This window comes from Pseudomonas sp. RIT288 (assembly GCF_000631985.1).
Classification (GTDB): Bacteria; Pseudomonadota; Gammaproteobacteria; order Pseudomonadales; family Pseudomonadaceae; genus Aquipseudomonas.
Window position 1 is genome coordinate 496,191 of record NZ_JFYN01000034.1, and the last position, 20,089, is coordinate 516,279.

The 20,089-nt window shown below is 61.5% G+C and carries 17 protein-coding genes; 11 read left to right on the plus strand and 6 right to left on the minus strand.

Annotation, left to right across the window (positions count from 1 at the left end; all coding sequences use genetic code 11):
- Nucleotides 1-91: 91 nt before the first annotated feature.
- Entirely contained in the window at nucleotides 92-892 is an 801-nt protein-coding gene (locus BW33_RS20985; protein ID WP_047600960.1) for a phosphatase PAP2 family protein, read from the plus strand.
- Between the two features lie 89 nt (nucleotides 893-981).
- On the opposite strand, the gene BW33_RS20990 is transcribed toward BW33_RS20985, so the two are convergent.
- Nucleotides 982-1,386: an RNA-binding S4 domain-containing protein gene (locus BW33_RS20990; protein ID WP_027611206.1), complete on the minus strand. Its 405-nt coding sequence runs from the start codon at nucleotides 1,384-1,386 to the stop codon at nucleotides 982-984.
- 216 nt (nucleotides 1,387-1,602) lie between these two features.
- Between BW33_RS20990 and rimB the strand changes: the two genes are divergently transcribed.
- A complete protein-coding gene (gene rimB, locus BW33_RS20995; protein ID WP_003220644.1) occupies nucleotides 1,603-2,082 on the plus strand; it encodes a retropepsin-like aspartic endopeptidase RimB in 480 nt (159 codons plus the stop codon).
- Nucleotides 2,079-2,984: a 30S ribosomal protein S6--L-glutamate ligase gene (gene rimK / locus BW33_RS21000; RefSeq protein ID WP_007949201.1), complete on the plus strand. Its 906-nt coding sequence runs from the start codon at nucleotides 2,079-2,081 to the stop codon at nucleotides 2,982-2,984. The genes rimB and rimK overlap by 4 nt, the downstream gene beginning before the upstream one ends.
- 88 nt (nucleotides 2,985-3,072) lie before the next feature.
- Here rimK and BW33_RS21005 read toward each other — a convergent pair whose 3' ends face one another.
- Together BW33_RS21005 and ompR are read right to left on the minus strand one after the other, a co-directional pair.
- Nucleotides 3,073-4,386, minus strand: coding sequence for an ATP-binding protein (locus BW33_RS21005; protein WP_003220639.1), 1,314 nt, complete (start codon nucleotides 4,384-4,386; stop codon nucleotides 3,073-3,075).
- A 114-nt stretch (nucleotides 4,387-4,500) separates the two neighbouring features.
- Nucleotides 4,501-5,241, minus strand: coding sequence for an osmolarity response regulator transcription factor OmpR (gene ompR / locus BW33_RS21010; RefSeq protein ID WP_003220637.1), 741 nt, complete (start codon nucleotides 5,239-5,241; stop codon nucleotides 4,501-4,503).
- Nucleotides 5,242-5,599: 358 nt separating this feature from the next.
- Here ompR and BW33_RS21015 point away from each other — a divergent pair, with 358 nt between their 5' ends.
- The 7 genes from BW33_RS21015 to tauD all read left to right on the plus strand — a co-directional run bounded on the left by BW33_RS21015 (nucleotide 5,600) and on the right by tauD (nucleotide 13,940).
- Nucleotides 5,600-7,924, plus strand: coding sequence for a Tex family protein (locus tag BW33_RS21015; protein WP_047600961.1), 2,325 nt, complete (start codon nucleotides 5,600-5,602; stop codon nucleotides 7,922-7,924).
- A complete protein-coding gene (locus BW33_RS21020; RefSeq protein ID WP_052032737.1) occupies nucleotides 7,924-8,307 on the plus strand; it encodes a PaaI family thioesterase in 384 nt (127 codons plus the stop codon). The genes BW33_RS21015 and BW33_RS21020 overlap by 1 nt, the downstream gene beginning before the upstream one ends.
- Before the next feature lie 247 nt (nucleotides 8,308-8,554).
- A complete protein-coding gene (gene gshA, locus BW33_RS21025; RefSeq protein ID WP_047600962.1) occupies nucleotides 8,555-10,138 on the plus strand; it encodes a glutamate--cysteine ligase in 1,584 nt (527 codons plus the stop codon).
- A 208-nt stretch (nucleotides 10,139-10,346) separates the two neighbouring features.
- The gene (gene tauA / locus BW33_RS21030) at nucleotides 10,347-11,324 is read left to right on the plus strand and encodes a taurine ABC transporter substrate-binding protein (RefSeq protein ID WP_047600963.1); all 978 of its coding nucleotides are present in this window, start codon (nucleotides 10,347-10,349) and stop codon (nucleotides 11,322-11,324) included.
- A 16-nt stretch (nucleotides 11,325-11,340) separates the two neighbouring features.
- Nucleotides 11,341-12,135, plus strand: coding sequence for a taurine ABC transporter ATP-binding subunit (tauB, locus tag BW33_RS21035; RefSeq protein WP_047600964.1), 795 nt, complete (start codon nucleotides 11,341-11,343; stop codon nucleotides 12,133-12,135).
- Nucleotides 12,132-12,965, plus strand: coding sequence for a taurine ABC transporter permease TauC (gene tauC / locus BW33_RS21040; RefSeq protein ID WP_047600966.1), 834 nt, complete (start codon nucleotides 12,132-12,134; stop codon nucleotides 12,963-12,965). The genes tauB and tauC overlap by 4 nt, the downstream gene beginning before the upstream one ends.
- Before the next feature lie 135 nt (nucleotides 12,966-13,100).
- Nucleotides 13,101-13,940, plus strand: coding sequence for a taurine dioxygenase (tauD, locus tag BW33_RS21045; RefSeq protein WP_047600967.1), 840 nt, complete (start codon nucleotides 13,101-13,103; stop codon nucleotides 13,938-13,940).
- Nucleotides 13,941-14,030: 90 nt separating this feature from the next.
- Here the strand turns inward: tauD and mgrA are convergent, their stop codons facing one another.
- From mgrA to BW33_RS21060, 3 genes are all read right to left on the minus strand, one after another.
- A complete protein-coding gene (gene mgrA / locus BW33_RS21050; RefSeq protein WP_047600968.1) occupies nucleotides 14,031-15,068 on the minus strand; it encodes an L-glyceraldehyde 3-phosphate reductase in 1,038 nt (345 codons plus the stop codon).
- Between the two features lie 110 nt (nucleotides 15,069-15,178).
- On the minus strand, nucleotides 15,179-16,498 hold the full coding sequence (locus tag BW33_RS21055; protein WP_047600969.1) for an LLM class flavin-dependent oxidoreductase: 1,320 nt from the start codon (nucleotides 16,496-16,498) through the stop codon (nucleotides 15,179-15,181).
- A 1-nt stretch (nucleotide 16,499) separates the two neighbouring features.
- Nucleotides 16,500-18,725, minus strand: coding sequence for a TonB-dependent receptor (locus tag BW33_RS21060; RefSeq protein WP_047600970.1), 2,226 nt, complete (start codon nucleotides 18,723-18,725; stop codon nucleotides 16,500-16,502).
- A gap of 205 nt (nucleotides 18,726-18,930) precedes the next feature.
- Here BW33_RS21060 and BW33_RS21065 point away from each other — a divergent pair, with 205 nt between their 5' ends.
- Nucleotides 18,931-19,968 (plus strand): LacI family DNA-binding transcriptional regulator, encoded by a 1,038-nt coding sequence (locus BW33_RS21065; protein ID WP_047600971.1) that lies wholly within the window; start codon nucleotides 18,931-18,933, stop codon nucleotides 19,966-19,968.
- Nucleotides 19,969-20,089 lie beyond the last annotated feature (121 nt).

The following is a 20,089-nucleotide window of genomic DNA, read 5'->3' on the forward strand; positions in this document are numbered from 1 at the left end:
TGAATTGATGACAAAATGGTTACAAAAGATGAAAATCCCGCGCTTCTCCGCACCCATTTGGTGCGAAACGTTCAGCCACGGGAGGCATTTTATGAACAATCCGGGTTTGTTCCAATCAAGGTGGAACCTCGGCCGGCTGGTTCTGTGTAACGCAGTGCCATTAGCGTTACTGGCTTTCTGGTTATGGCCTACGGGCCAGATGCTGTGTGTGATTTTCGACGAGTGGCTGTTCCGCTCACTCAATGCACCACTGGCCAGCAACCCCATATGGCTCCACATCTGGGCAATTGCAAGTCTGCGGCCGTTCGACATTGTCGTCGGGCTGATTCTGCTGACGCTGCTGATCAAGGGTGACTGGGTGTTCAAGGCGATTGATGTACGTCGCGCCTTTTTCGGTTTTTTCTCGATTCTGCTGCTGATGGTGGTGATTCGCGCGCTGTTTTCCAAATTTGCCGACTACATGGACTGGCAGCACAGCAGCCCATCGATGGTGCTGGAAGGCGCGGTGCACCTGAGTGACTACTTCCCGCATCTGGAAAAAGCCTGGGAGCTGAAGGATCGCTCCAGCCAGAGCTTCCCCGGTGATCACGCTTCGGTGCTGCTGATCTGGGCGCTGTTCATGGGCGTATTCAGCCGTACCATCGGCCAGTTCCTGACGGTCTGGGGCCTGGCGCTGCTGTTCATGCTGCCACGTCTGGTCGCCGGCGCGCATTGGGGTCAGGACGATTACATCGGCGGCATGCTGCTGGCGGTGTGGGCGTTGGGCTGGGGTTACTACACGCCGTTTGCCTGTCACGCCGCCAACTTCTGGCTGAAGGTGACTGCACCGATTTTCGCTTTGCTGGGCAAGCTGCCGCTGGTTTCACGGATGAGTGTGGTGTCTGCCCGTTAATGGGTTGAATGCTGAAAAGATCGCAGCCTGCGGCAGCTCCTACATGGGAATACATTGTCCTGTAGGAGCTGCCGCAGACTGCGATCTTTCTATTCGTGGCTGTTCCCACGAAATTTAAACAGATCCCGCCGCTGCTTCTTGCTCGGCTTGCCATCGGTGCTCACGCCCAACGCTCCGGCCTTGCGCATCGCCGCTGCCGCTTCACGTTTGGCAATACTCGCCTCGGTCTCGGTATACAGCGTCTGCGCCTCGGGTGCGCCGCGACGTACGATCGACAAGGCTTCAACCCTCACCGTGCGCTCTTCAAAGCCGGTACGAATCTCGAATTCATCGCCAATGCGTGGCTCTTTGCCAGGCTTGCAGCGATCGCCTCGGCAATGCACCTTGCCACTTTCGATGGCCGCTTTGGCCAGGGCCCGGGTTTTATAAAAGCGCGCCGCCCACAACCACTTGTCGAGACGGACCTTGTCGTCCTCTTCGCTTTTTTGTGCCATGGAATTTCCTCATTCTGAAATATTGATGAACTGTACTACCGTTTCTGTCGTGCCATGAATTACCCCGTCCCGGATTACAATGCGCACCAGCCGATACCTGCTTGAAGCGTCGGCGATCCGGGCCGTAGAAATCTGTCGCCTTTTAACCCTTATTCTGCGTGAATACCGCGAATTCGGCCGTACGCGGCCCGAGCGGTTTCTGCCGGTTGATTACCTTTGAAGACATTTGACCATTTGACCGTTGTCGGTCTGCGCGAGTGGGTGGCACTCCCTGATCTGGGAGTCGCAGGCCTGCGGGCGAAAATCGACACCGGCGCCAGCACCTCCAGCCTGCATGCCACCGACATCGAGCCGTTCGAACGCGACGGCGAGAAGTGGGTGCGTTTCACCGCGCACCTGGGCACGGTCGTGCAGTTGCGTCACCGGCGCTGCGAAGCGCCGCTGGTGACGCGCAAAACCATTAAAAGCTCCAACGGCCAGGCGCAGGTGCGCTATGTGATCAGCACCACCCTGGCCCTCGGTGATCGGGTCTGGGCAGTCGAGTTCACCCTCGCCTGTCGCAAGTCCATGCGCTATCGCCTGTTGCTCGGTTCCAAAGCCCTGATCGATGGCCAGCTGGTGGTCAATCCGGGCATCAAATATGTACAAGACAAGCCGGTGTTCCCGGTATCTACCTCCTCCACAGGTGTTGCATGAAGATCGCTGTGCTGTCGCGGAATCCGCGTCTGTATTCCACCCGTCGTCTGGTCGAGGCCGGCACCGAGCGCGGGCACGAAATGGTAGTGATCGACACCTTGCGCGCCTACATGAACATCGCCAGCCACAAGCCGCAGATCCACTATCGCGGCAAGCCGCTCGAAGGCTTCGATGCGGTGATCCCGCGGATCGGTGCGTCGGTGACGTTCTACGGTTGCGCGGTGTTGCGCCAGTTCGAAATGATGGGGGTGTTTCCGCTCAACGAATCGGTGGCCATCGCCCGCTCGCGGGACAAACTGCGTTCGTTGCAATTGCTGTCGCGTCGTGGCATCGGCCTGCCGGTCACCGGCTTCGCTCACTCGCCGGATGACATTCCCGACCTGATCGACATGGTCAACGGCGCGCCACTGGTGATCAAGGTGCTGGAAGGCACCCAGGGCATCGGCGTGGTGCTGTGCGAAACCGCCACGGCCGCCGAATCGGTGATCGAGGCGTTCATGGGCCTGAAGCAGAACATCATGGTTCAGGAATACATCAAGGAGGCCGGCGGTGCGGACATCCGCTGCTTCGTGGTCGGCGACAAAGTGATCGCAGCCATGAAGCGTCAGGCCAAGCCGGGCGAGTTCCGCTCCAACCTGCACCGTGGCGGCAGCGCCAGCCTGATCAAGATCACCCCGGAAGAACGCATGACCGCGTTGCGTGCGGCCAAGGTCATGGGGCTGGCGGTGGCGGGTGTGGATATCCTGCGTTCGAACCACGGGCCGCTGGTGATGGAGGTGAACTCGTCGCCGGGCCTGGAAGGGATCGAGACCACCACCGGCAAGAACGTGGCGGGGATCATCATCGAACACCTTGAGAAAAATGGCGGGCCGAATATGACTCGCACCAAAGGCAAGGGTTAAAAGCAAAAGATCGCAGCCTTCGGCAGCTCCTACATGGGAATCCGTACCCTGTAGGAGCTGCCGAAGGCTGCGATCTTTTTTTCAACGGTTAAACCGCATCCCGCGGCAACATCAACCCCAACGGCAACCGCACCCGCGCCTCCAATCCGCCTCCGGAGCGGTTGCGCAGCTCGACATTGCCGCCATGCATCGAAGCAATCCGCTTCACGATCGCCAGGCCCAACCCGGTGCCTTTGCCGCCACGGGCACGGTCGCCACGGGTGAACGGGTTGAAAATCGCCTCCAGCTCCGACGGATCAATCCCCGCCCCCCGGTCCATCACACTCAGCACCACATACGGTGCGCTGGTATCACCGGACACATAAGCCGCGACTTCGACGCCACTGCCAGCATGGTTCAGGGCGTTGCCGATCAGGTTGTTCAGCAGGCGCTTCATTGACACCCGGCGCAGCGGAAACGGCTGGATCGGCTCCAGACGCAAACGCACTTTCTCTTCGTTCTGGTTGTACGGTGCGGCCACCTCACGCACCAGATCACTCAGGTCGACCTCCTCCACCGACTCGTCGCGACCATCGCGGATGAACGCGAGGAACTGGTCGAGAATCGCGTCCATGTCTTCGATATCGCGCACCATGTCGTCGGTCAAGTCGTTGCGATCGCCCATCAATTCCAGCGACAGACGCAAGCGGGTCAGCGGTGTGCGCAAGTCATGGGAGACCCCCGCCAGCATCAGCTCGCGCTCGCGACCGGCCTGTTCGACGTCTTCGGCCATCTGATTGAAGGCGCGATACACCTCGGTCATCTCGCTCGGTGTGTCGCTGATCGGCAGACGCACGCTGCGGCCCTGACCGAGTTGTCGGGCGGCGTACACCAGACGCTTCAACGGCTGGTTGAGCTGGCTGACGAAAATCCACGCCGAGGCGGTGGACAGCAAGCCGATGGCGAGGAACCAGCCGAGCACGTTCCAGATTTTCTGGCCGCGCAGCGGGTGCGGGTACAACGGCACTTTCAGCCAGCCGTCACCGAGGCTCGGCGCACGCACCCACAACGCCGGTGGCGAGTGCATGCGCAAGCGCACTTCGGTGTCGGCACCCAGCTCCGCCTGCATCTGCCGCTGATAGATTTCACTGTAGGGCCAGTGCTGTTCGCCCTCCGGCACGCCGGCACCGACTACCCGGATCAGGGTCGCGGCATCGGCGATCTTCGCGCGGTTTTCTTCATCGGCAGCCCAATAAGCGCGCAGCGTCAGGGCCACGCCGTGGCTGTACTGACGATCCACCAGCACGTCCTCGTTCATCAACAGATAAACCAGGGTCAGCGCCTTGGAAAACAGCACGACGATGAGCACCAGCCAAAGGGTGCGGGAGAAAAAGCTTTGGGGGAACCAGACGGGGGTTTTCATCGATAACCGTTACACACTTGCAGGAGCGAGCCATGCTCGCATATTGCGGATTGCGAGTCTGCGTAGAGGGTCGATCAACCCGATCTGCGCAGACCCGCTCCTACAAATCGCCGATCACTTGGTAGCGGCGCCATCCGGTACGAACACGTAGCCCACGCCCCAGACAGTCTGGATGTAACGCGGTTTCGACGGATCCGGTTCGATCATCCGGCGCAGACGGGAAATCTGCACGTCAATGGAACGCTCCAGCGCATCCCATTCGCGGCCACGGGCCAGGTTCATCAGCTTGTCGCGGGTCAGCGGCTGACGCGCGTTCATCACCAGAGCCTTGAGTACCGCGAACTCCCCGGTGGTGAGCATGTGCACTTCTTCGCCACGTTTCAGTTCGCGGGTGGCCAGCGACAGCACGTAATCGCCGAAGGTGACGTTTTCGTCTTCGCTGCCCGGCGCGCCCGGCACCGGTGCGGCCTGACGACGCAGAACGGCTTTGACCCGAGCCATCAGCTCGTCCGGGTTGAACGGCTTGGCCAGATAGTCATCGGCGCCCAGTTCCAGGCCCTTGATACGGCTCATCTCATCGCCCTTGGCGGTGAGCATGATGATCGGAATCTGATTGTTCGCCGCCCGCAGGCGACGGCATGCGGTCAGGCCGTCTTCGCCCGGCAGCATCAAGTCGAGGACGACCAGATTGAACACTTCACGCGACAGCAGACGGTCCATTTGCTCGGTGTTCGGTACGGCACGGGCACGGTAGCCCTTGCTGACGAAAAAGCGTTCCAGCAGGCTGCTCAGCCCCGGATCGTCGTCAACAATAAGAATTTTTTCGCCTTCAGCATTGTTTGCAGTGCTGCTCATTGGATGCTCCTTTTAGCTCGGCGCGCATTATGGCGTAGCTGCCGTTATACGCACCGTGTGCATTGTTAGCAGATTTTTCCTTCACTGCCAGAAAACCGGGGTTTCTACCTACAGACTGCTACACCCCCGAATGACAGAACGCTGGTTATAATGCGCGGCGTTTTGTGCCAGGCAACGTCTGAATCGTTACCGCAGGTGGCCGGGCTTTTTTCCCGGTGGCCGCAGTAATTGTTCGATTTCACGGGTCAATGGGGAGCCTTTTGACCCAGGCAGCGGCAATTTTCTAGCCGCTCAACCAGACTCCGGGCCTTTATTTCCGTGCCTGCGAGCCTGCTTTCACAATATGTCAGGTGGTTTTATGGACAGCATCAACAGCCGCATCGCCGAGGAACTCGGCGTACGCCCGCAACAGGTCGAAGCGGCCGTCGCGCTACTCGATGAAGGCTCTACCGTTCCCTTCATCGCCCGTTACCGGAAAGAAGTCACCGGCAGCCTCGATGACACCCAGTTGCGTCATCTGGAAGAGCGTCTGCGCTACCTGCGAGAACTCGACGAACGGCGCATCAGCATCCTCGCCAGCATCCAGGAGCAGGGCAAACTCACTCCTGCCCTGGAGCGCGACATCAAGCTCGCCGACACCAAGACCCGCCTCGAAGACTTGTACCTGCCGTACAAGCAGAAGCGCCGCACCAAGGGCCAGATTGCCCTGGAAGCCGGCCTCGGCGAACTGGCCGACGGCCTGTTCAACGACCCGAACCTGACGCCAGAAACCGAAGCCGCACGCTTCGTCGACGCCGAGAAAGGCGTAGCCGACGTGAAAGCTGCGCTGGAAGGCGCCAAGTACATCCTGATGGAACGCTTCGCCGAAGACGCCAGCCTGCTGGAAAAGCTGCGTAACTTCCTCAAGCAGGAAGCGACCATCAGCGCCCGCGTGATCGCCGGCAAGGAAGAAGAAGGCGCCAAGTTCCGCGACTACTTCGAACACGACGAACCGCTGAAAAGCATGCCGTCGCACCGCGCACTCGCCATTTTCCGTGGTCGCAACGAAGGCATCCTCAGCTCCGCGCTGAAGGTCGGCGACGAACTGCCGGGCACCATGCACCCGTGCGAAGGCATGATCGGCCAGCAATTCGGCATCCAGAATCAGAACCGCCCGGCCGACAAATGGCTTGGTGAAGTGGTGCGCTGGACCTGGAAGGTCAAGCTCTACACTCACCTCGAAACCGATCTGCTCGGCGAGCTGCGCGACGGTGCCGAAACCGAGGCGATCAACGTCTTCGCCCACAACCTGCACGACTTGCTGCTGGCCGCTCCGGCCGGCCCGCGCGCCACTCTGGGCCTCGACCCGGGCCTGCGTACCGGCTGCAAGGTCGCGGTGGTCGACTCCACCGGCAAGCTGCTCGATCACGCCACGGTTTACCCGCACGTGCCGCACAACAAGTGGGATCAGACCATCGCGATTCTGGCCGCCCTGTGCGCCAAGCACTCGGTTGACCTGATCGCCATCGGCAACGGCACCGCCAGCCGTGAAACCGACAAACTGGCAATCGAGCTGATCAAAAAATACCCAGCCATGAAGATGACCAAGGTCATGGTGTCCGAGGCCGGCGCATCGGTGTACTCGGCGTCGGAACTGGCGGCCAAGGAATTCCCGGATCTGGACGTGTCGATCCGTGGCGCCGTTTCCATCGCCCGTCGTCTGCAGGATCCACTGGCCGAGCTGGTGAAGATCGATCCGAAATCCATCGGCGTCGGCCAGTACCAGCACGACGTCTCGCAACTGAAACTGGCGCGTGGTCTGGATGCGGTGGTCGAGGACTGCGTGAACGCCGTCGGCGTCGATGTGAACACCGCCTCGGTGGCTTTGCTGGCGCGGATCTCCGGTCTCAACGCGACCCTGGCGCAGAACATCGTCGCCCACCGTGACGAGCACGGCGCCTTCAAGACCCGTGCGGCGCTGAAGAAAGTTGCGCGTCTGGGCGAGAAAACCTTCGAACAGGCCGCAGGTTTCCTGCGCGTGATGAACGGTGACAACCCACTGGATTCCTCGGCGGTGCACCCGGAAGCCTATCCGCTGGTACAGCGCATTGCCGCTGAAACCGACCGCGACATCCGCTCGCTGATCGGCGACGCTGCGTTCCTCAAGCGTCTGGATCCGAAGAAATTCACCGACGAGACGTTCGGTCTGCCCACCGTCACCGACATCCTGCAAGAACTGGAAAAGCCCGGCCGCGACCCGCGTCCGGAGTTCAAGACCGCCGAGTTCCAGGAAGGCGTCGAAGACCTCAAAGACCTGCAACTGGGGATGATCCTCGAAGGCGTCGTGACCAACGTGACCGCGTTCGGCGCGTTCGTCGATATCGGTGTGCATCAGGACGGCCTGGTGCACATCTCGGCGCTGTCGGAGAAGTTCATCAAGGACCCACGCGAAGCGGTGAAGGCCGGTGACGTGGTGAAAGTGAAGGTCATGGAAGTCGACATCCCGCGCAAACGCGTCGGCCTGTCGATGCGCATGAGCGACACACCGGGCGAGAAGGTCGACGGTGCCCGTGGTTCGCGTCCGGGCTCGGCACCGCGCCAGTCTTCGGGCAACGCGCCGCGCAAGGAAACGGCCACAGCTGCTCCGGTGAACAACGCCATGGCCTCGCTGTTCGCCAACGCCAAGCAGCTGAAGAAACGCTGATGGACATTCCGGCCGGGCTCGTCGAGAGCGCGTTTTTCAAGCTGTTGGGCTGCCGCCTGCACAGCCTGGAAACCGGGGTGGCGCAAGTCGCCCTGGTGCTGGAACCGGAACTGCGCAATCGCGGCGGCAAATTGCACGGTGGCGCGCTGTTCAGTCTGGTCGATATCGCCATGGGGCTGGCCTGTTCCAGCACCCACGGCTTTGATCAGCAGAGCGCGACCATCGAGTGCAAGATCAACTACATCCGCGCCGTGTCTGATGGCGAGGTGCTGTGCACGGCGCGGGTCATCCACCCGGGCCGCCGCACGCTGGTGGTCGAGGCCGACGTGATGCAGGGCGACAAACTGGTCGCAAAAGCGCAAGGCACGTTCGCTGTCCTGTAGATGTTGTTCATCATTTTGAGTTAATTTCGGCGCAACGAATCCTGTAGGAGCTGCAGCAGGCTCGGGCCGCGATCGGACGATCTTTTGACTTTGTTTTTAAAGTTCGCAGCCTGCGGCAGCTCCTACAGGTCATGTGTGTGGCTGACCGGCTAGAAAAACCAGGCGAAAACGCCAGTTTCAACTTCACCCTTGTAGACCGTCTTGCCCACCCCCATATTGGGGCGACTGACGCGTGAAGGAATCCAAATTGAGCGAACTTCTCAACCGCCGCCTGGCTCTGCTCGGCGAGCGCGCCAACCTCTCTCTGCTCGAACAGTGCCTCCACGGTATCGAACGTGAATGCCTGCGCGTGACCAGCGAAGGTCGTCTGGCGCAAACGCCGCACCCGGAAGCCTTGGGTTCCGCGCTGACCAATGAACAGATCACCACCGACTATTCCGAGTCGCTGCTGGAATTCATCACCCCCGCCCTGCCCGATCCGGCCGATACGCTGGCGAGCCTGGACAGGATTCATCGCTTTGCCTACAGCAAGCTCGGCAACGAGTACCTGTGGAGTCCATCGATGCCGTGCCCGTTGCCGGCCGAGGAAGACATCCCGATTGCCTACTACGGCACCTCCAACATCGGTCAGCTCAAGTACGTCTACCGCAAAGGCCTGGCCCTGCGGTACGGCAAGACCATGCAGTGCATCGCCGGGATTCACTACAACTTCTCGCTGCCGGAAAAACTCTGGCCGCTGCTGCGCGAAGCCGAGGGTTTCGTCGGCACCGACCGCGATTTCCAGTCGTCGTCCTACATCGCGCTGATCCGCAACTTCCGCCGCTACAGCTGGCTGCTGATGTACCTGTTCGGTGCTTCGCCAGCGCTGGATGCGGGCTTCCTGCGCGGCCGTTCGCACCAGTTGGAACAACTGGATCCGGACACCCTGTACCTGCCGTACGCCACCAGCCTGCGCATGAGCGACCTTGGTTACCAGAGCAACGCCCAGGCCGGCCTGACACCGTGCTACAACGATCTGGCGAGCTACACCGACAGCCTGCGCAAGGCCGTGGCCACGCCATACCCGCCGTACGTTGAAGTCGGCACGCACCAGGATGGCGAGTGGGTACAGCTCAACACCAACATCCTGCAGATCGAAAACGAGTACTACTCCAACATCCGCCCGAAACGCGTGACCTACACTGGCGAGCGGCCGATCCAGGCGCTGATGGCCCGTGGTATTCAGTACGTCGAAGTGCGTTGCCTGGACATCAACCCGTTCCTGCCGATGGGCATCGACGTCACCGAATCGCGCTTCCTCGACGCGTTCCTGCTGTACTGCGCGCTGAACGACAGCCCGTTGCTGACCAACAACAGTTGCGGCAACGCCACCTCGAACTTCCTCAGCGTGGTCAAGGAAGGTCGCCGTCCGGGCCTGCAATTGCAGCGTGACGGCGAAGCGGTCGAGCTGAAGGTTTGGGCAGCCGAGCTGCTGGAAAAAATCGCACCGCTGGCGGCGTTGCTCGATCAGAGCCATGGCGGCGACGCACACAGCAAGGCGCTGGACACGCAGCTGGCCAAGGTCAAGGATTCGTCCCTGACGCCTTCCGCCCAAGTGCTGGCAGCGATGGCCGAGCACAAGGAAAGCTTCGCGCAATTCTCCCTGCGCCAGAGCCAGGCGCATGCCGAGTTCTTCCGCAGCGAGCCGCTGGCGGCTGATGAACAAGCGAAGTTTGAGGAGCTGGCGCGTTCGTCGCTGGCGCAACAGGCGGAGCTTGAGCAGAACGAAGTCGGCGATTTCGATGTGTTTGTCGGGTCGTATCAGGCGAGCATTCTGGCGATCAGCAACTAAGCGCCGTCTTAAAAAAGATCGCAGCCTGCGGCAGCTCCTACAGGGAAAACACCCCTCCACTGTAGGAGCTGCCGCAGGCTGCGATCTTTTGATCTTTAGATTTTTCCGCTCATAAGCTAAGTCTAAAAAGTTATTTATTTTTAGATTCTTAGATCATTTAGTCTCCTTTCACGCCGATCATCGGTCGCCTGACTTGGAGCACTCCCCCATGAAACTGAATTTCCCGCTTCGCCTGCTGGCCGTGGCTTCGTTGGCTGCTGCGAGCTTTCTGGCGCAGGCCGCCGACCTCACCGTCGCCTACCAGACCACCGTGGACCCGGCGAAAGTCGCCCAGGCCGATGGCGCTTACGAAAAAGCCACCAAAGTCGACATCAGCTGGCGCAAGTTCGACAACGGCGCCGACATCATCGCCGCCATCGCTTCCGGTGACGTGCAGATCGGCTACCTCGGTTCCAGCCCGCTGACCGCGGCCATCACCCGCAACGTACCGGTGGAAACCTTCCTCATCGCCACCCAGATCGGCGCCGCCGAAGCTCTGGTCGCTCGCGACGGTTCCGGGATCAAGAGCCCACAGGATCTGATCGGCAAGAAAATCGCCGTGCCGTTCGTGTCCACCGGTCATTACAGTCTGCTCGCTGCGTTGAAGCACTGGAACATCGATCCGTCGAAAGTCACCGTGCTCAACCTCGCCCCGCCAGCGATCATCGCCGCGTGGAAACGCGGTGATATCGACGCCACTTACGTGTGGGATCCGGCCTTGGGTGTGGCCAAGGAAAACGGCAAAGTGCTGATCACCTCGGGTGAACTGGCCAAGTTCGGTGCGCCGACCTTCGATGCGTGGATCGTGCGCAAGGACTTCGCCGAGAAGCACCCGGAAATCGTCACCGCGTTCGCCAAGGTCACCCTCGACGCGTACGCCGATTACCGCAAGGATCCAAAAGCCTGGCTCGCCGATCAATCCCACGTCGACAAGCTGGTGAAGCTCTCCGGCGCCAAGGCCAGCGACATTCCATTACTGCTGCAGGGCAACGTCTACCCGCTGGCGGCCGATCAGGTGATTACCCTCGGCGCGCCGACCACCAAAGCCATTACCGACACCGCCGCGTTCCTCAAGGAGCAAGGCAAGGTCGAAGCCGTTCTGCCGGACTACGCGCCGTACGTCAGCGCCAAATACATCACCCACTGATCGGGAGTTAACTGCGATGGCCTTGCTACAGCTGGAGCGCATCAGCGCACAGTATCCCGGCAACCCGGAACCGGTACTGGCGGACATTTCCCTGACCCTCGGGCCTCAGCAATTGCTGGTCGCCCTCGGCCCGTCCGGCAGTGGCAAGACTTCGCTGTTGAACCTGATTGCCGGCTTCGTCGAACCCAGCGCCGGACGCATCACCCTCGACGGCGTGCCGGTCAAAGGCCCGAGCGCCGAACGCGGCGTGGTATTCCAGGATGACGCACTGCTGCCGTGGCAGGATGTGTTGGCCAACGTCGCTTTCGGTCTGGAACTGGCTGGCGTTGCCAAAGACAAACGCGAACAACGCGCCCGCGAGATGCTCGCGCTGGTTGATCTCACAGGTTTTGAACACCGTCGTATCTGGCAGCTCTCTGGCGGCCAGAAACAGCGTGTCGGCCTGGCCCGTGCTCTCGCCGCTGACCCACGTGTGCTGCTGATGGACGAGCCCTTCGGCGCCCTCGACGCATTCACCCGCGAGCAGATGCAGGAGCTGTTGCTGCAAGTCTGGCAGCGCACCGCCAAACCGGTGTTCCTGATTACCCACGACATCGAAGAAGCGGTGTTCCTCGCCACTGACCTGATTCTGCTGGCGCCGAATCCGGGGCAGATCGTCGAGCGTCTGCATCTGGATTTCGGTCAGCGCTACGCCGCCGGTGAATCGGCGCGGGCGATCAAATCCGACCCGCGTTTTATCGAAACCCGCGAGCACGTGCTGAGCAAAGTGTTCTCGCAACGCAGCGCCGTTCAGCGGCAGGAGCGCGCATGAGCAGTTACGACGTTTCCGCAGCGGCCGTGAAAAGTCCTTCGGTGGTGATTCCGCAGCGCCGCAGCCTGAGCACTCGCTGGATCAGCCTGCTGACCTTGTTCGCCTTGCTGGCGATCTGGTGGACGGTGACCGCCAGCGGTTTGATCGAACCGCTGTTCCTGCCGCCACCGTCCGCCGTGCTGCAAAAAGGCTGGTTGCTGGCGACCACCGGTTACATGGATTCAACCCTGTGGCAGCACCTGGGCGCGAGCCTGAGCCGCATCGGTCTGGGCCTCGGCTTCGCGATTCTGACCGCCGTGCCGGTGGGCATCGCCATCGGCGCCAACCGTATTGCCCGTGGTGTGCTTGATCCGTTGATCGAGTTTTACCGGCCGATTCCGCCATTGGCTTATCTGCCGCTGATCGTGATCTGGTGCGGCATTGGCGAGTTGTCGAAAGTGCTGCTGATCTACCTGGCGATTTTCGCGCCGATCGCCATCGCGACAGCCACCGGTGTGCGCACTGTAGACCCGGCGAAATTGCGTGCCGCGCAGTCATTGGGTGCCACTCGCGCACAGTTGATTCGGCATGTGATCTTGCCCAGCGCTCTGCCGGATATTCTCACCGGTGTGCGCATCGGTCTGGGTGTTGGCTGGTCAACCCTGGTCGCCGCTGAACTGATCGCCGCCACCAGCGGTTTGGGCTTCATGGTGCAGTCGGCTGCGCAGTTCCTGGTCACCGATGTGGTGCTGCTGGGGATTCTGGTGATCGCCCTGATCGCCTTCGCCATGGAAATGGGCCTGCGCGCCCTGCAGCGCAAACTGGTGCCGTGGCACGGCCAGGCGCACTGAGTCATTTGAAAATTCGCCCACTGTAGGAGCTGGCGCAGGCTGCGATCTTTTGTTTTTAAAAGATCAAGATCAAAAGATCGCAGCCTGCGGCAGCTCCTACAGGGGCGCGGTTTCCCGGAATTGAAGAGAACCACCATGAGCAGCCTGACCATCACCCCATTAAGCTCGGCCCTCGGCGCGCAGATCAGCGGCGTCGACGTCAGCCAGCCGTTGAACCTGGAACAGCGCGATGCCATCGAGCAGGCGCTGCTCAAGTACCAGGTGCTGTTCTTCCGCAACCAGCCGATCGAGCCTTCGCAACAGGCACGTTTCGCCGCGTACTTCGGCGACCTGCACATTCACCCGATCTACCCGAACGTGCCGGAGCAGCCCGAAGTGCTGATCCTAGACACCGCCGTCACCGACGTGCGCGACAACGCGATCTGGCACACCGACGTGACCTTCCTGCCGACCCCGGCGATGGGCGCGGTGCTCAGCGCCAAGCTGTTGCCGGAGTTTGGCGGCGACACCCTGTGGGCCAGCGGAATTGCCGCCTATGAAGCGCTGTCGGCGCCGATGAAAATCCTGCTCGAAGGCCTGACCGCCACTCACGATTTCACCCGTTCGTTTCCGCTGGAACGCTACGGCAATACGCCGCAAGCCCTGGCGCAGTGGGAAGAAGCAAGGCGCAAGAATCCGCCGCTGTCGCACCCGGTGATCCGCACTCACCCGGTGAGCGGACGCCGTTCGTTGTTCGTCAACGAAGGCTTCACCTCGAAGATCAACGAGCTGTCGGAAACCGAAAGCGAGGCGATACTGAAGTTCCTGTTCGCCCACGCAACCCGCCCGGAATTCACCATTCGCTGGCGCTGGCAGCAGGACGACATTGCGTTCTGGGATAACCGCGTGACCCAGCATTACGCGGTGGATGATTACCGCCCTGCACGACGGGTGATGCAGCGGGCGACGGTGTTGGGGGATGTGCCTTATTTTTAAGATCAAAAGATCGCAGCCTGCGGCAGCTCCTACATTGAAACGCGTTCCTCTGTAGGAGCTGCCGCAGGCTGCGATCTTTTGCTTTGCCGATTACTCCGCCGTCGAAGGCTTTTCCCACAGATTGATCCCGCCCTCCTGGGCAAACCGGTCGATCTCCGCCAGTTCCTCAGCACTGAAACTCAGGTTCTTCAACGCCCCGACGTTCTCGATGATCTGTTCCGGCCGGCTCGCGCCGATCAGCGCCGAGGTCACTCGCGGATCACGCAGGGTCCAGGCCAGCGCCAGTTGCGCCAGGCTCTGGCCGCGACGTTTGGCGATCTCGTTCAATGCGCGCACATGCGCAATGTTGGCCTCGGACAGGTGCGAAGCCTGCAACGAACCACCGCCCGGACGATTGACCCGCGCATCCGCCGGCACGCCGTTGAGGTATTTGTCGGTCAACAGACCCTGCGCCAACGGCGTGAACGCGATGACGCCAGTGCCGAGTTCTTCGGTAGTGTCGAGCAAGTCTTTTTCCACCCAGCGATTGAGCAGGTTGTATGCCGGCTGATGAATCAGCAGCGGTACCTTCCATTCCTTGAGCAGCGCAGCGATCTCGCGGGTTTTCACCCCGGAGTACGACGAGATACCGATGTACAACGCCTTGCCCTGTTGCACGGCAGTGGCGAGGGCGCTGGCGGTCTCTTCCAGCGGGGTGTCCGGGTCGAAGCGGTGCGAATAGAAGATATCCACATAGTCCAGACCCAGGCGCTGCAGGCTCTGGTCGAGACTGGCCAGCACGTATTTGCGCGAGCCGCCGCCCTGACCGTACGGGCCGGGCCACATGTCCCAACCGGCCTTGCTGGAGATGATCAGCTCATCGCGGTACTGCTTGAAGTCTTCGCGCAGCAAGCGACCGAAATTGACCTCGGCGCTGCCGTACGGCGGGCCGTAATTGTTGGCCAGGTCGAAGTGGTTGATGCCCAGGTCGAACGCGGTGCGTAGCAGGGCACGCTGGGTGTCGATCGGCGTGCTGTCGCCGAAGTTGTGCCACAGGCCCAGCGACAGCGCCGGCAGCACCAGACCGCTGCGGCCGACGCGGCGGTAAGGGATGGAGTCGTAGCGGTTTTCGGCAGCGGTGTAAGTCATCGAATCCTCTCTTGTCTGTCTTGAAATGGGTGTCGACTTCTTCGCGAGCAGGCTCGGTCCCACATTTGGAATGCACTCCCCTGCGGGAGCGAGCCTGCTCGCGAAGGGTGTTACACAAATCTGTTGCCGGGCCGGGCCAAGCCCAGGTTGTCGCGCAAGGTCCGGCCCTCATACTCGGTTCTGAACAGCCCACGCCGCTGCAGTTCCGGGACCACGCCATGGGCGAAGTCTTCGAGCCCGCCCGGCAGGTGCGGCACCAGCACGTTGAAGCCATCCGCCGCGCCCTGTTCGAACCACTCCTGCAAACGATCGGCGATCTGCGCCGGCGTGCCCACCAGGCTGTAGTGCCCGCGCCCCCCGGCAATCTTGCGGCCCAATTCGGCGAGGGTCAGATTCTCCCGGCCCGCCAGTTCAGTCAGCAATCTCTGCCGGCTCTGCTGGCCGCTGTCCGTCAGCGGCAACTGCGGCAGCGGGCCGTCCAGCGGGTACTTCGACAAGTCGAAGTTGCCCAGCATACGCCCAAGCAACGCCACGCCAACCCCCGGTTCGACCCATTGCTGAAACGTTTCAAATTTTTCCTGCGCTTCGGCTTCTGTCTGCCCGACGACGACAAACACCCCGGGCATGATTTTCAGCGAATCGGCACTGCGTCCGTACTTGGGCAGACGTCCCTTGAGATCGGCGTAGAACGCCTGCGCGCCGGCCAGTGAAGTCTGCGCAGTGAACACCACCTCTGCGGTTTGTGCCGCCAGTTCACGCCCGGTTTCGGACGAGCCGGCCTGCCCGATCACCGGTTGTCCCTGCGGCGAGCGTGCGATGTTCAGCGGGCCTTTCACCCGAAAGTGCTCGCCGACGTGATCCAGCACGTGCAACTTCGCCGGGTCGTAATAGGCGCCGCTGACCTTGTCGCGGACAAAGGCATCGTCCTCCCAACTGTCCCACAGCCCGGTGACCACCTGATGAAACTCGCGGGCACGGCTGTAGCGTTCGGCATGGCCGATGTGTTCGTCGCGACCAAAATTCAGTGCCTCGGCAGCGTTGTCCGAGGTCACCAGATTCCACCCGGCGCGGCCGCCCGACAGATGATCGAGCGAAGCGAATTTGCGCGCCACGTGATACGGCTCGTTGTAGCTGGTGGTCGCCGTGGCAATCAGGCCGATGTGCTCGGTCACCGCGCTCAGGGCCGAGAGCAAGGTCAGCGGTTCGAAGTGATCCGAGCGCGCCATGCGGCTGGCGATGTCCTGAGTCGGCGCGGCAACACTGTCGGCGACGAACAGCGTGTCGAACTTCGCCGCCTCGGCAATTTGCGCCAGATGCTTGTAGTGGGCGAAATCCAGACCGGCATTGGCCGGCACCTGCGGGTGGCGCCACGCGGCGACGTGGTGCCCGGTGGCCATGAGAAAGGCACCGAGTTTCAATTGTCTGCTCATCTCAGAAATCCTTGCGCAGTTGCACGCCGAAGTAGCGCTCGTCATCCCGTGGCACAGCGCGATAGATGTAGCTGCCGCCGCTGGCCAGCAACGGTGAGTAGGACTTGTCGGCGAGGTTCTTGCCCAGCAGCGCCACGCGCCAGCCGTTGCTGTAATCGGCGAGCGCGACGCTGGCGTTCCAGATGCCGTAGGCACCTTGTTTGGTGTCGGCGTTCTGGCTGATGTCGTACTGCACCTCGCTCTGCCAGCTGTAGTCGGTGCCGAGTTCGATATCGAGGCCGTTGTCCAGCGGGATGCTGTAGTCGGCGCGCACGTAGCTTTTCCAGTCGGGGCTGAACGGCAATGGCTTGCCATTGACGTTGCACGACGCCGCGGCCCCCGCCGGGCAGCTGAATTGGTCGATGCGCGCGCGGGTGTAGGCCAGTGCACCGGAGAACTTCAATTGCTGGGTCGCCTGCAAGGCGTAATCGAGTTCGACGCCTTCGGTGCTGACGCTGCCGGCGTTGATCAGGCGCGTCACCACTTGCCCGGCGACGGTGTCGAAAAAATTCGCCTGGTAGTTGTCGTAATCGCTGTGGAACACCGCGAGGTTGGTGGTCAGCCGGTTGTTCCAGCTGGTGGCCTTGATCCCCGCCTCCCAAGTATTCGAGGTCTCCGGCTTCAGCGCTTCGGTGTCACGCGGCTGCATGTTGAAGAACACGTTGTACGCCGGGCCTTTGTAGCCGCGCGAATAGGTCAGGTACGTGGTGACCGCATCGCTGAGGTCGTACTGCACACCTAGCCGGCCGGACCAGCCGTCCTCGTCCACCGAACCGGAACTGCTGGTGGCCGGCTGAATGCCGCTGACTGTAGTCGCCGAGGTCGAGACGCGGCGGTGATCGTATTCAAGATCGTCGTGGGTGTAGCGCAGGCCGGCGATGCCACGAAAGCCCGAGGTGAAGTTCAGCGTGGCTTCGCCGAACGCGGCGTAGCTGTCGCTGGTGGTGCTGTAATCGGCGACGCCACGGTCGGTGCGCGTGGTGGTGGTCAAGGTGCGCTGATAGGTCTCGTCGTCCTTGCCGTGCATGTAGAACAGGCCGCCAACGTATTCGAGGAACTCACCTTTCGGCGAGGCCAGGCGCAGCTCCTGCGAGTACTGGTCGAAGGCCAGATCGCCCTTGTCGGCGGTGCCGGGGAACGCTGGGGTGATCGTGCTCAGCCGATCGCCGTCCTGATACTGCGTGTTGTCCCAGCCGCGCCACGCGGTGATCGAGGTCAGGGTGTAATCACCCAGTTGCCAGTCGAGCTGGCCGGACAGGCCTTTGTTGGTGTCCTCGACGTGGCTGCGGGTGTCGGTGTTGATGTCGCGGTTGTGGCTGCTGGCATAGACCGGGCTCAGCGCGTTGGCGAATGCCGGGGTCAGCGACTTGCTGACGACGCCGTTGGGGCCGTCGTCGTGGGACTGCATGTAGTCGGCGATCAGGGTGAAGGTCACGTCATCGTTCGGAGTAAATTCGAGTTTGCCGCGCACCCCGCGATGGTTGTAGCCGTTGACTTCCTGGCCGTTGTGCTTGTTATCGACGTTGCCGTCGTAAGTGCCGAACAGGGTGCTGATCGAACCCTTGAGCGTGTCCGGAATCAGGCTGCCGCCAATGCCGAAGCGGGTGCGGCTTTCATTGCCGCTGTAGTACGACTGGTCAATGTAACCGTGGGTCTCGTTGGTCGGCGCCTTGCTGGTGATGTTGAGCACACCGGCCGAGGCGTTCTTGCCGAACAGCGTGCCTTGCGGGCCTCGCAGCACTTCGACGCGTTCCAGATCCAGCAGATCAAGGGTCGATTGACCGGGACGCGCATAGACCACGCCATCGATCACCGTGGCCACCGTTGGCTCGACGCCGGGCGAGGTGGAAATCGTGCCGACACCACGCACGAACAACGAGGTGTCCTTGTTCGACGCACCGGTACGGAAATTCAGCGACGGCACTTGCTGAACGATGCTCGCCACGCCGTTGCGGTTGTCGCGCTCCAGTTGTTCGCCGTCGATCACCGACACTGCCACCGGCACCTTCTGCAGCGACTCTTCGCGGCGGGTGGCGGTGACCGTGACGGACTTGAGTGTCGGTTCTTGTTCGCTGCTGTCGGCGGCAAAAGCAGTGGGCATCGGCAACGCCGCCAGCCCGGTAAAGATCCAGCCAGCGGCGCGAATCGACTGCGCCAGTTTGTGTGTCGCCCCAGGAATGTTGTGCATGGTTGCCCGCTCGAAATTGGCCCTGAACCGCTGCCGTTCTACGACGACAGCGCCTGAATCGGTGTCTTGGGCATTCGCTCGAGCGAGTAGCAGACAATGCGCTTTGTTAGCGCTAACATCGCCAGTATTGGCAAGCTCGGCATAGACCGTCCAATACTGAAAAATTACTTTTATATGCGTTTTGGTTTTTAAGAAGGATCGAGCCTTGAGCCAGGAAAAGCCCCGCAAACGCCGTGGCGCCGGACGCGTGACCCTGAATGGGGTGGCGCGCGAGGCGGGTGTTTCGGCGATTACCGTGTCGCGCTATTTCAATCAGCCGGAAACCGTCTCGCCCGAGCGCCGCGAGCGAATCGCGGCGGCGGTGGCCGAGTTGGGTTACGTGCCGAATCTGGTGGCCGGCGGACTGGCGTCGGCGCGGGGCAAAATCGTCGGCATGGTGATTCCGAACATCTCCGGGCCGATCTTTGCCAACACCATTCAGGGCTTCAGCGACACCCTCAGCCGCCACGGTTATCAACTGTTGCTGGCGTCGAGTTACTTCAGTACCGAGCAGGAAGAAAACGCCGTGCGCGCGTTTCTCGGCTGGTCGCCGGCAGCGCTGGTGCTGACCAGCCACTTTCACAGTTCGGGCACGGAAAAGATGATCGCCGAGGCGGAGATTCCGGTGATTGAAACCTGGGATTACCAGCCGGATCGCGAGCCGATGCAGATCGGCTTTTCGCACTATGAAGTCGGTGTGACCGCTGCGCGTTATCTGTACGACAAAGGCTATCGCCGCATCGCCTTCGTGCAGAACAGCGCACCCGGCGACCATAGTGCCCTGGAACGTCGCGACGGTTACGCCGCCACCCTCCGCGAATTCGGGCTGGAGCCGTGGGTGTTCGCCCCGGACGCCGACCGCCCGCCGTTCGAGGCCGGCAAGCAGGCAATGGAGGCGCTGATGAACGCCGCTCACCGCCCCGACGCCATCATCTTCGCCAACGACAACCTCGCCGCCGGCGGCCTGCTCGCCGGGCAACGCGCCGGCCTCAAGATCCCTGAAGACTGCGCCGTGCTCGGCTTCGGCGATTACCCGTTCGCCGAAATGCTCTTGCCGAGCCTGAGCACGATCAAACCACCGGCACTGGAGATCGGCGTGCTGGCGGCAACGCGGGTATTGGAAAGCCTTGGGGTGTTGCCGAGCGATGATGTGCAGCGGCTGAATTTATTGCAGTGCAACGTGATCGAGCGCGAAAGCACCTGACACACGTGCCTCTGTAGGAGCTGCCGCAGGCTGCGATCTTTTGATTCTGGCTTTAAAAGCGAAAGATCGCAGCCTGCGGCAGCTCCTACCGGTTCTTCGTTACGCCGACCATTGAGCCTGG

Coding starts and splice junctions, on each gene's coding strand:
- tauC (WP_047600966.1), top strand. CDS start 12,132: ATGAGCAGTTACGACGTTTCCGCAGCGGCCGTGAAAAGTCCTTCGGTG.
- tauD (WP_047600967.1), top strand. CDS start 13,101: ATGAGCAGCCTGACCATCACCCCATTAAGCTCGGCCCTCGGCGCGCAG.
- rimK (WP_007949201.1), top strand. CDS start 2,079: ATGAAGATCGCTGTGCTGTCGCGGAATCCGCGTCTGTATTCCACCCGT.
- BW33_RS21015 (WP_047600961.1), top strand. CDS start 5,600: ATGGACAGCATCAACAGCCGCATCGCCGAGGAACTCGGCGTACGCCCG.
- BW33_RS20985 (WP_047600960.1), top strand. CDS start 92: ATGAACAATCCGGGTTTGTTCCAATCAAGGTGGAACCTCGGCCGGCTG.
- BW33_RS21060 (WP_047600970.1), bottom strand. CDS start 18,725: ATGCACAACATTCCTGGGGCGACACACAAACTGGCGCAGTCGATTCGC.
- BW33_RS21005 (WP_003220639.1), bottom strand. CDS start 4,386: ATGAAAACCCCCGTCTGGTTCCCCCAAAGCTTTTTCTCCCGCACCCTT.
- BW33_RS21020 (WP_052032737.1), top strand. CDS start 7,924: ATGGACATTCCGGCCGGGCTCGTCGAGAGCGCGTTTTTCAAGCTGTTG.
- tauB (WP_047600964.1), top strand. CDS start 11,341: ATGGCCTTGCTACAGCTGGAGCGCATCAGCGCACAGTATCCCGGCAAC.
- BW33_RS21055 (WP_047600969.1), bottom strand. CDS start 16,498: ATGAGCAGACAATTGAAACTCGGTGCCTTTCTCATGGCCACCGGGCAC.
- mgrA (WP_047600968.1), bottom strand. CDS start 15,068: ATGACTTACACCGCTGCCGAAAACCGCTACGACTCCATCCCTTACCGC.
- BW33_RS20990 (WP_027611206.1), bottom strand. CDS start 1,386: ATGGCACAAAAAAGCGAAGAGGACGACAAGGTCCGTCTCGACAAGTGG.
- ompR (WP_003220637.1), bottom strand. CDS start 5,241: ATGAGCAGCACTGCAAACAATGCTGAAGGCGAAAAAATTCTTATTGTT.
- tauA (WP_047600963.1), top strand. CDS start 10,347: ATGAAACTGAATTTCCCGCTTCGCCTGCTGGCCGTGGCTTCGTTGGCT.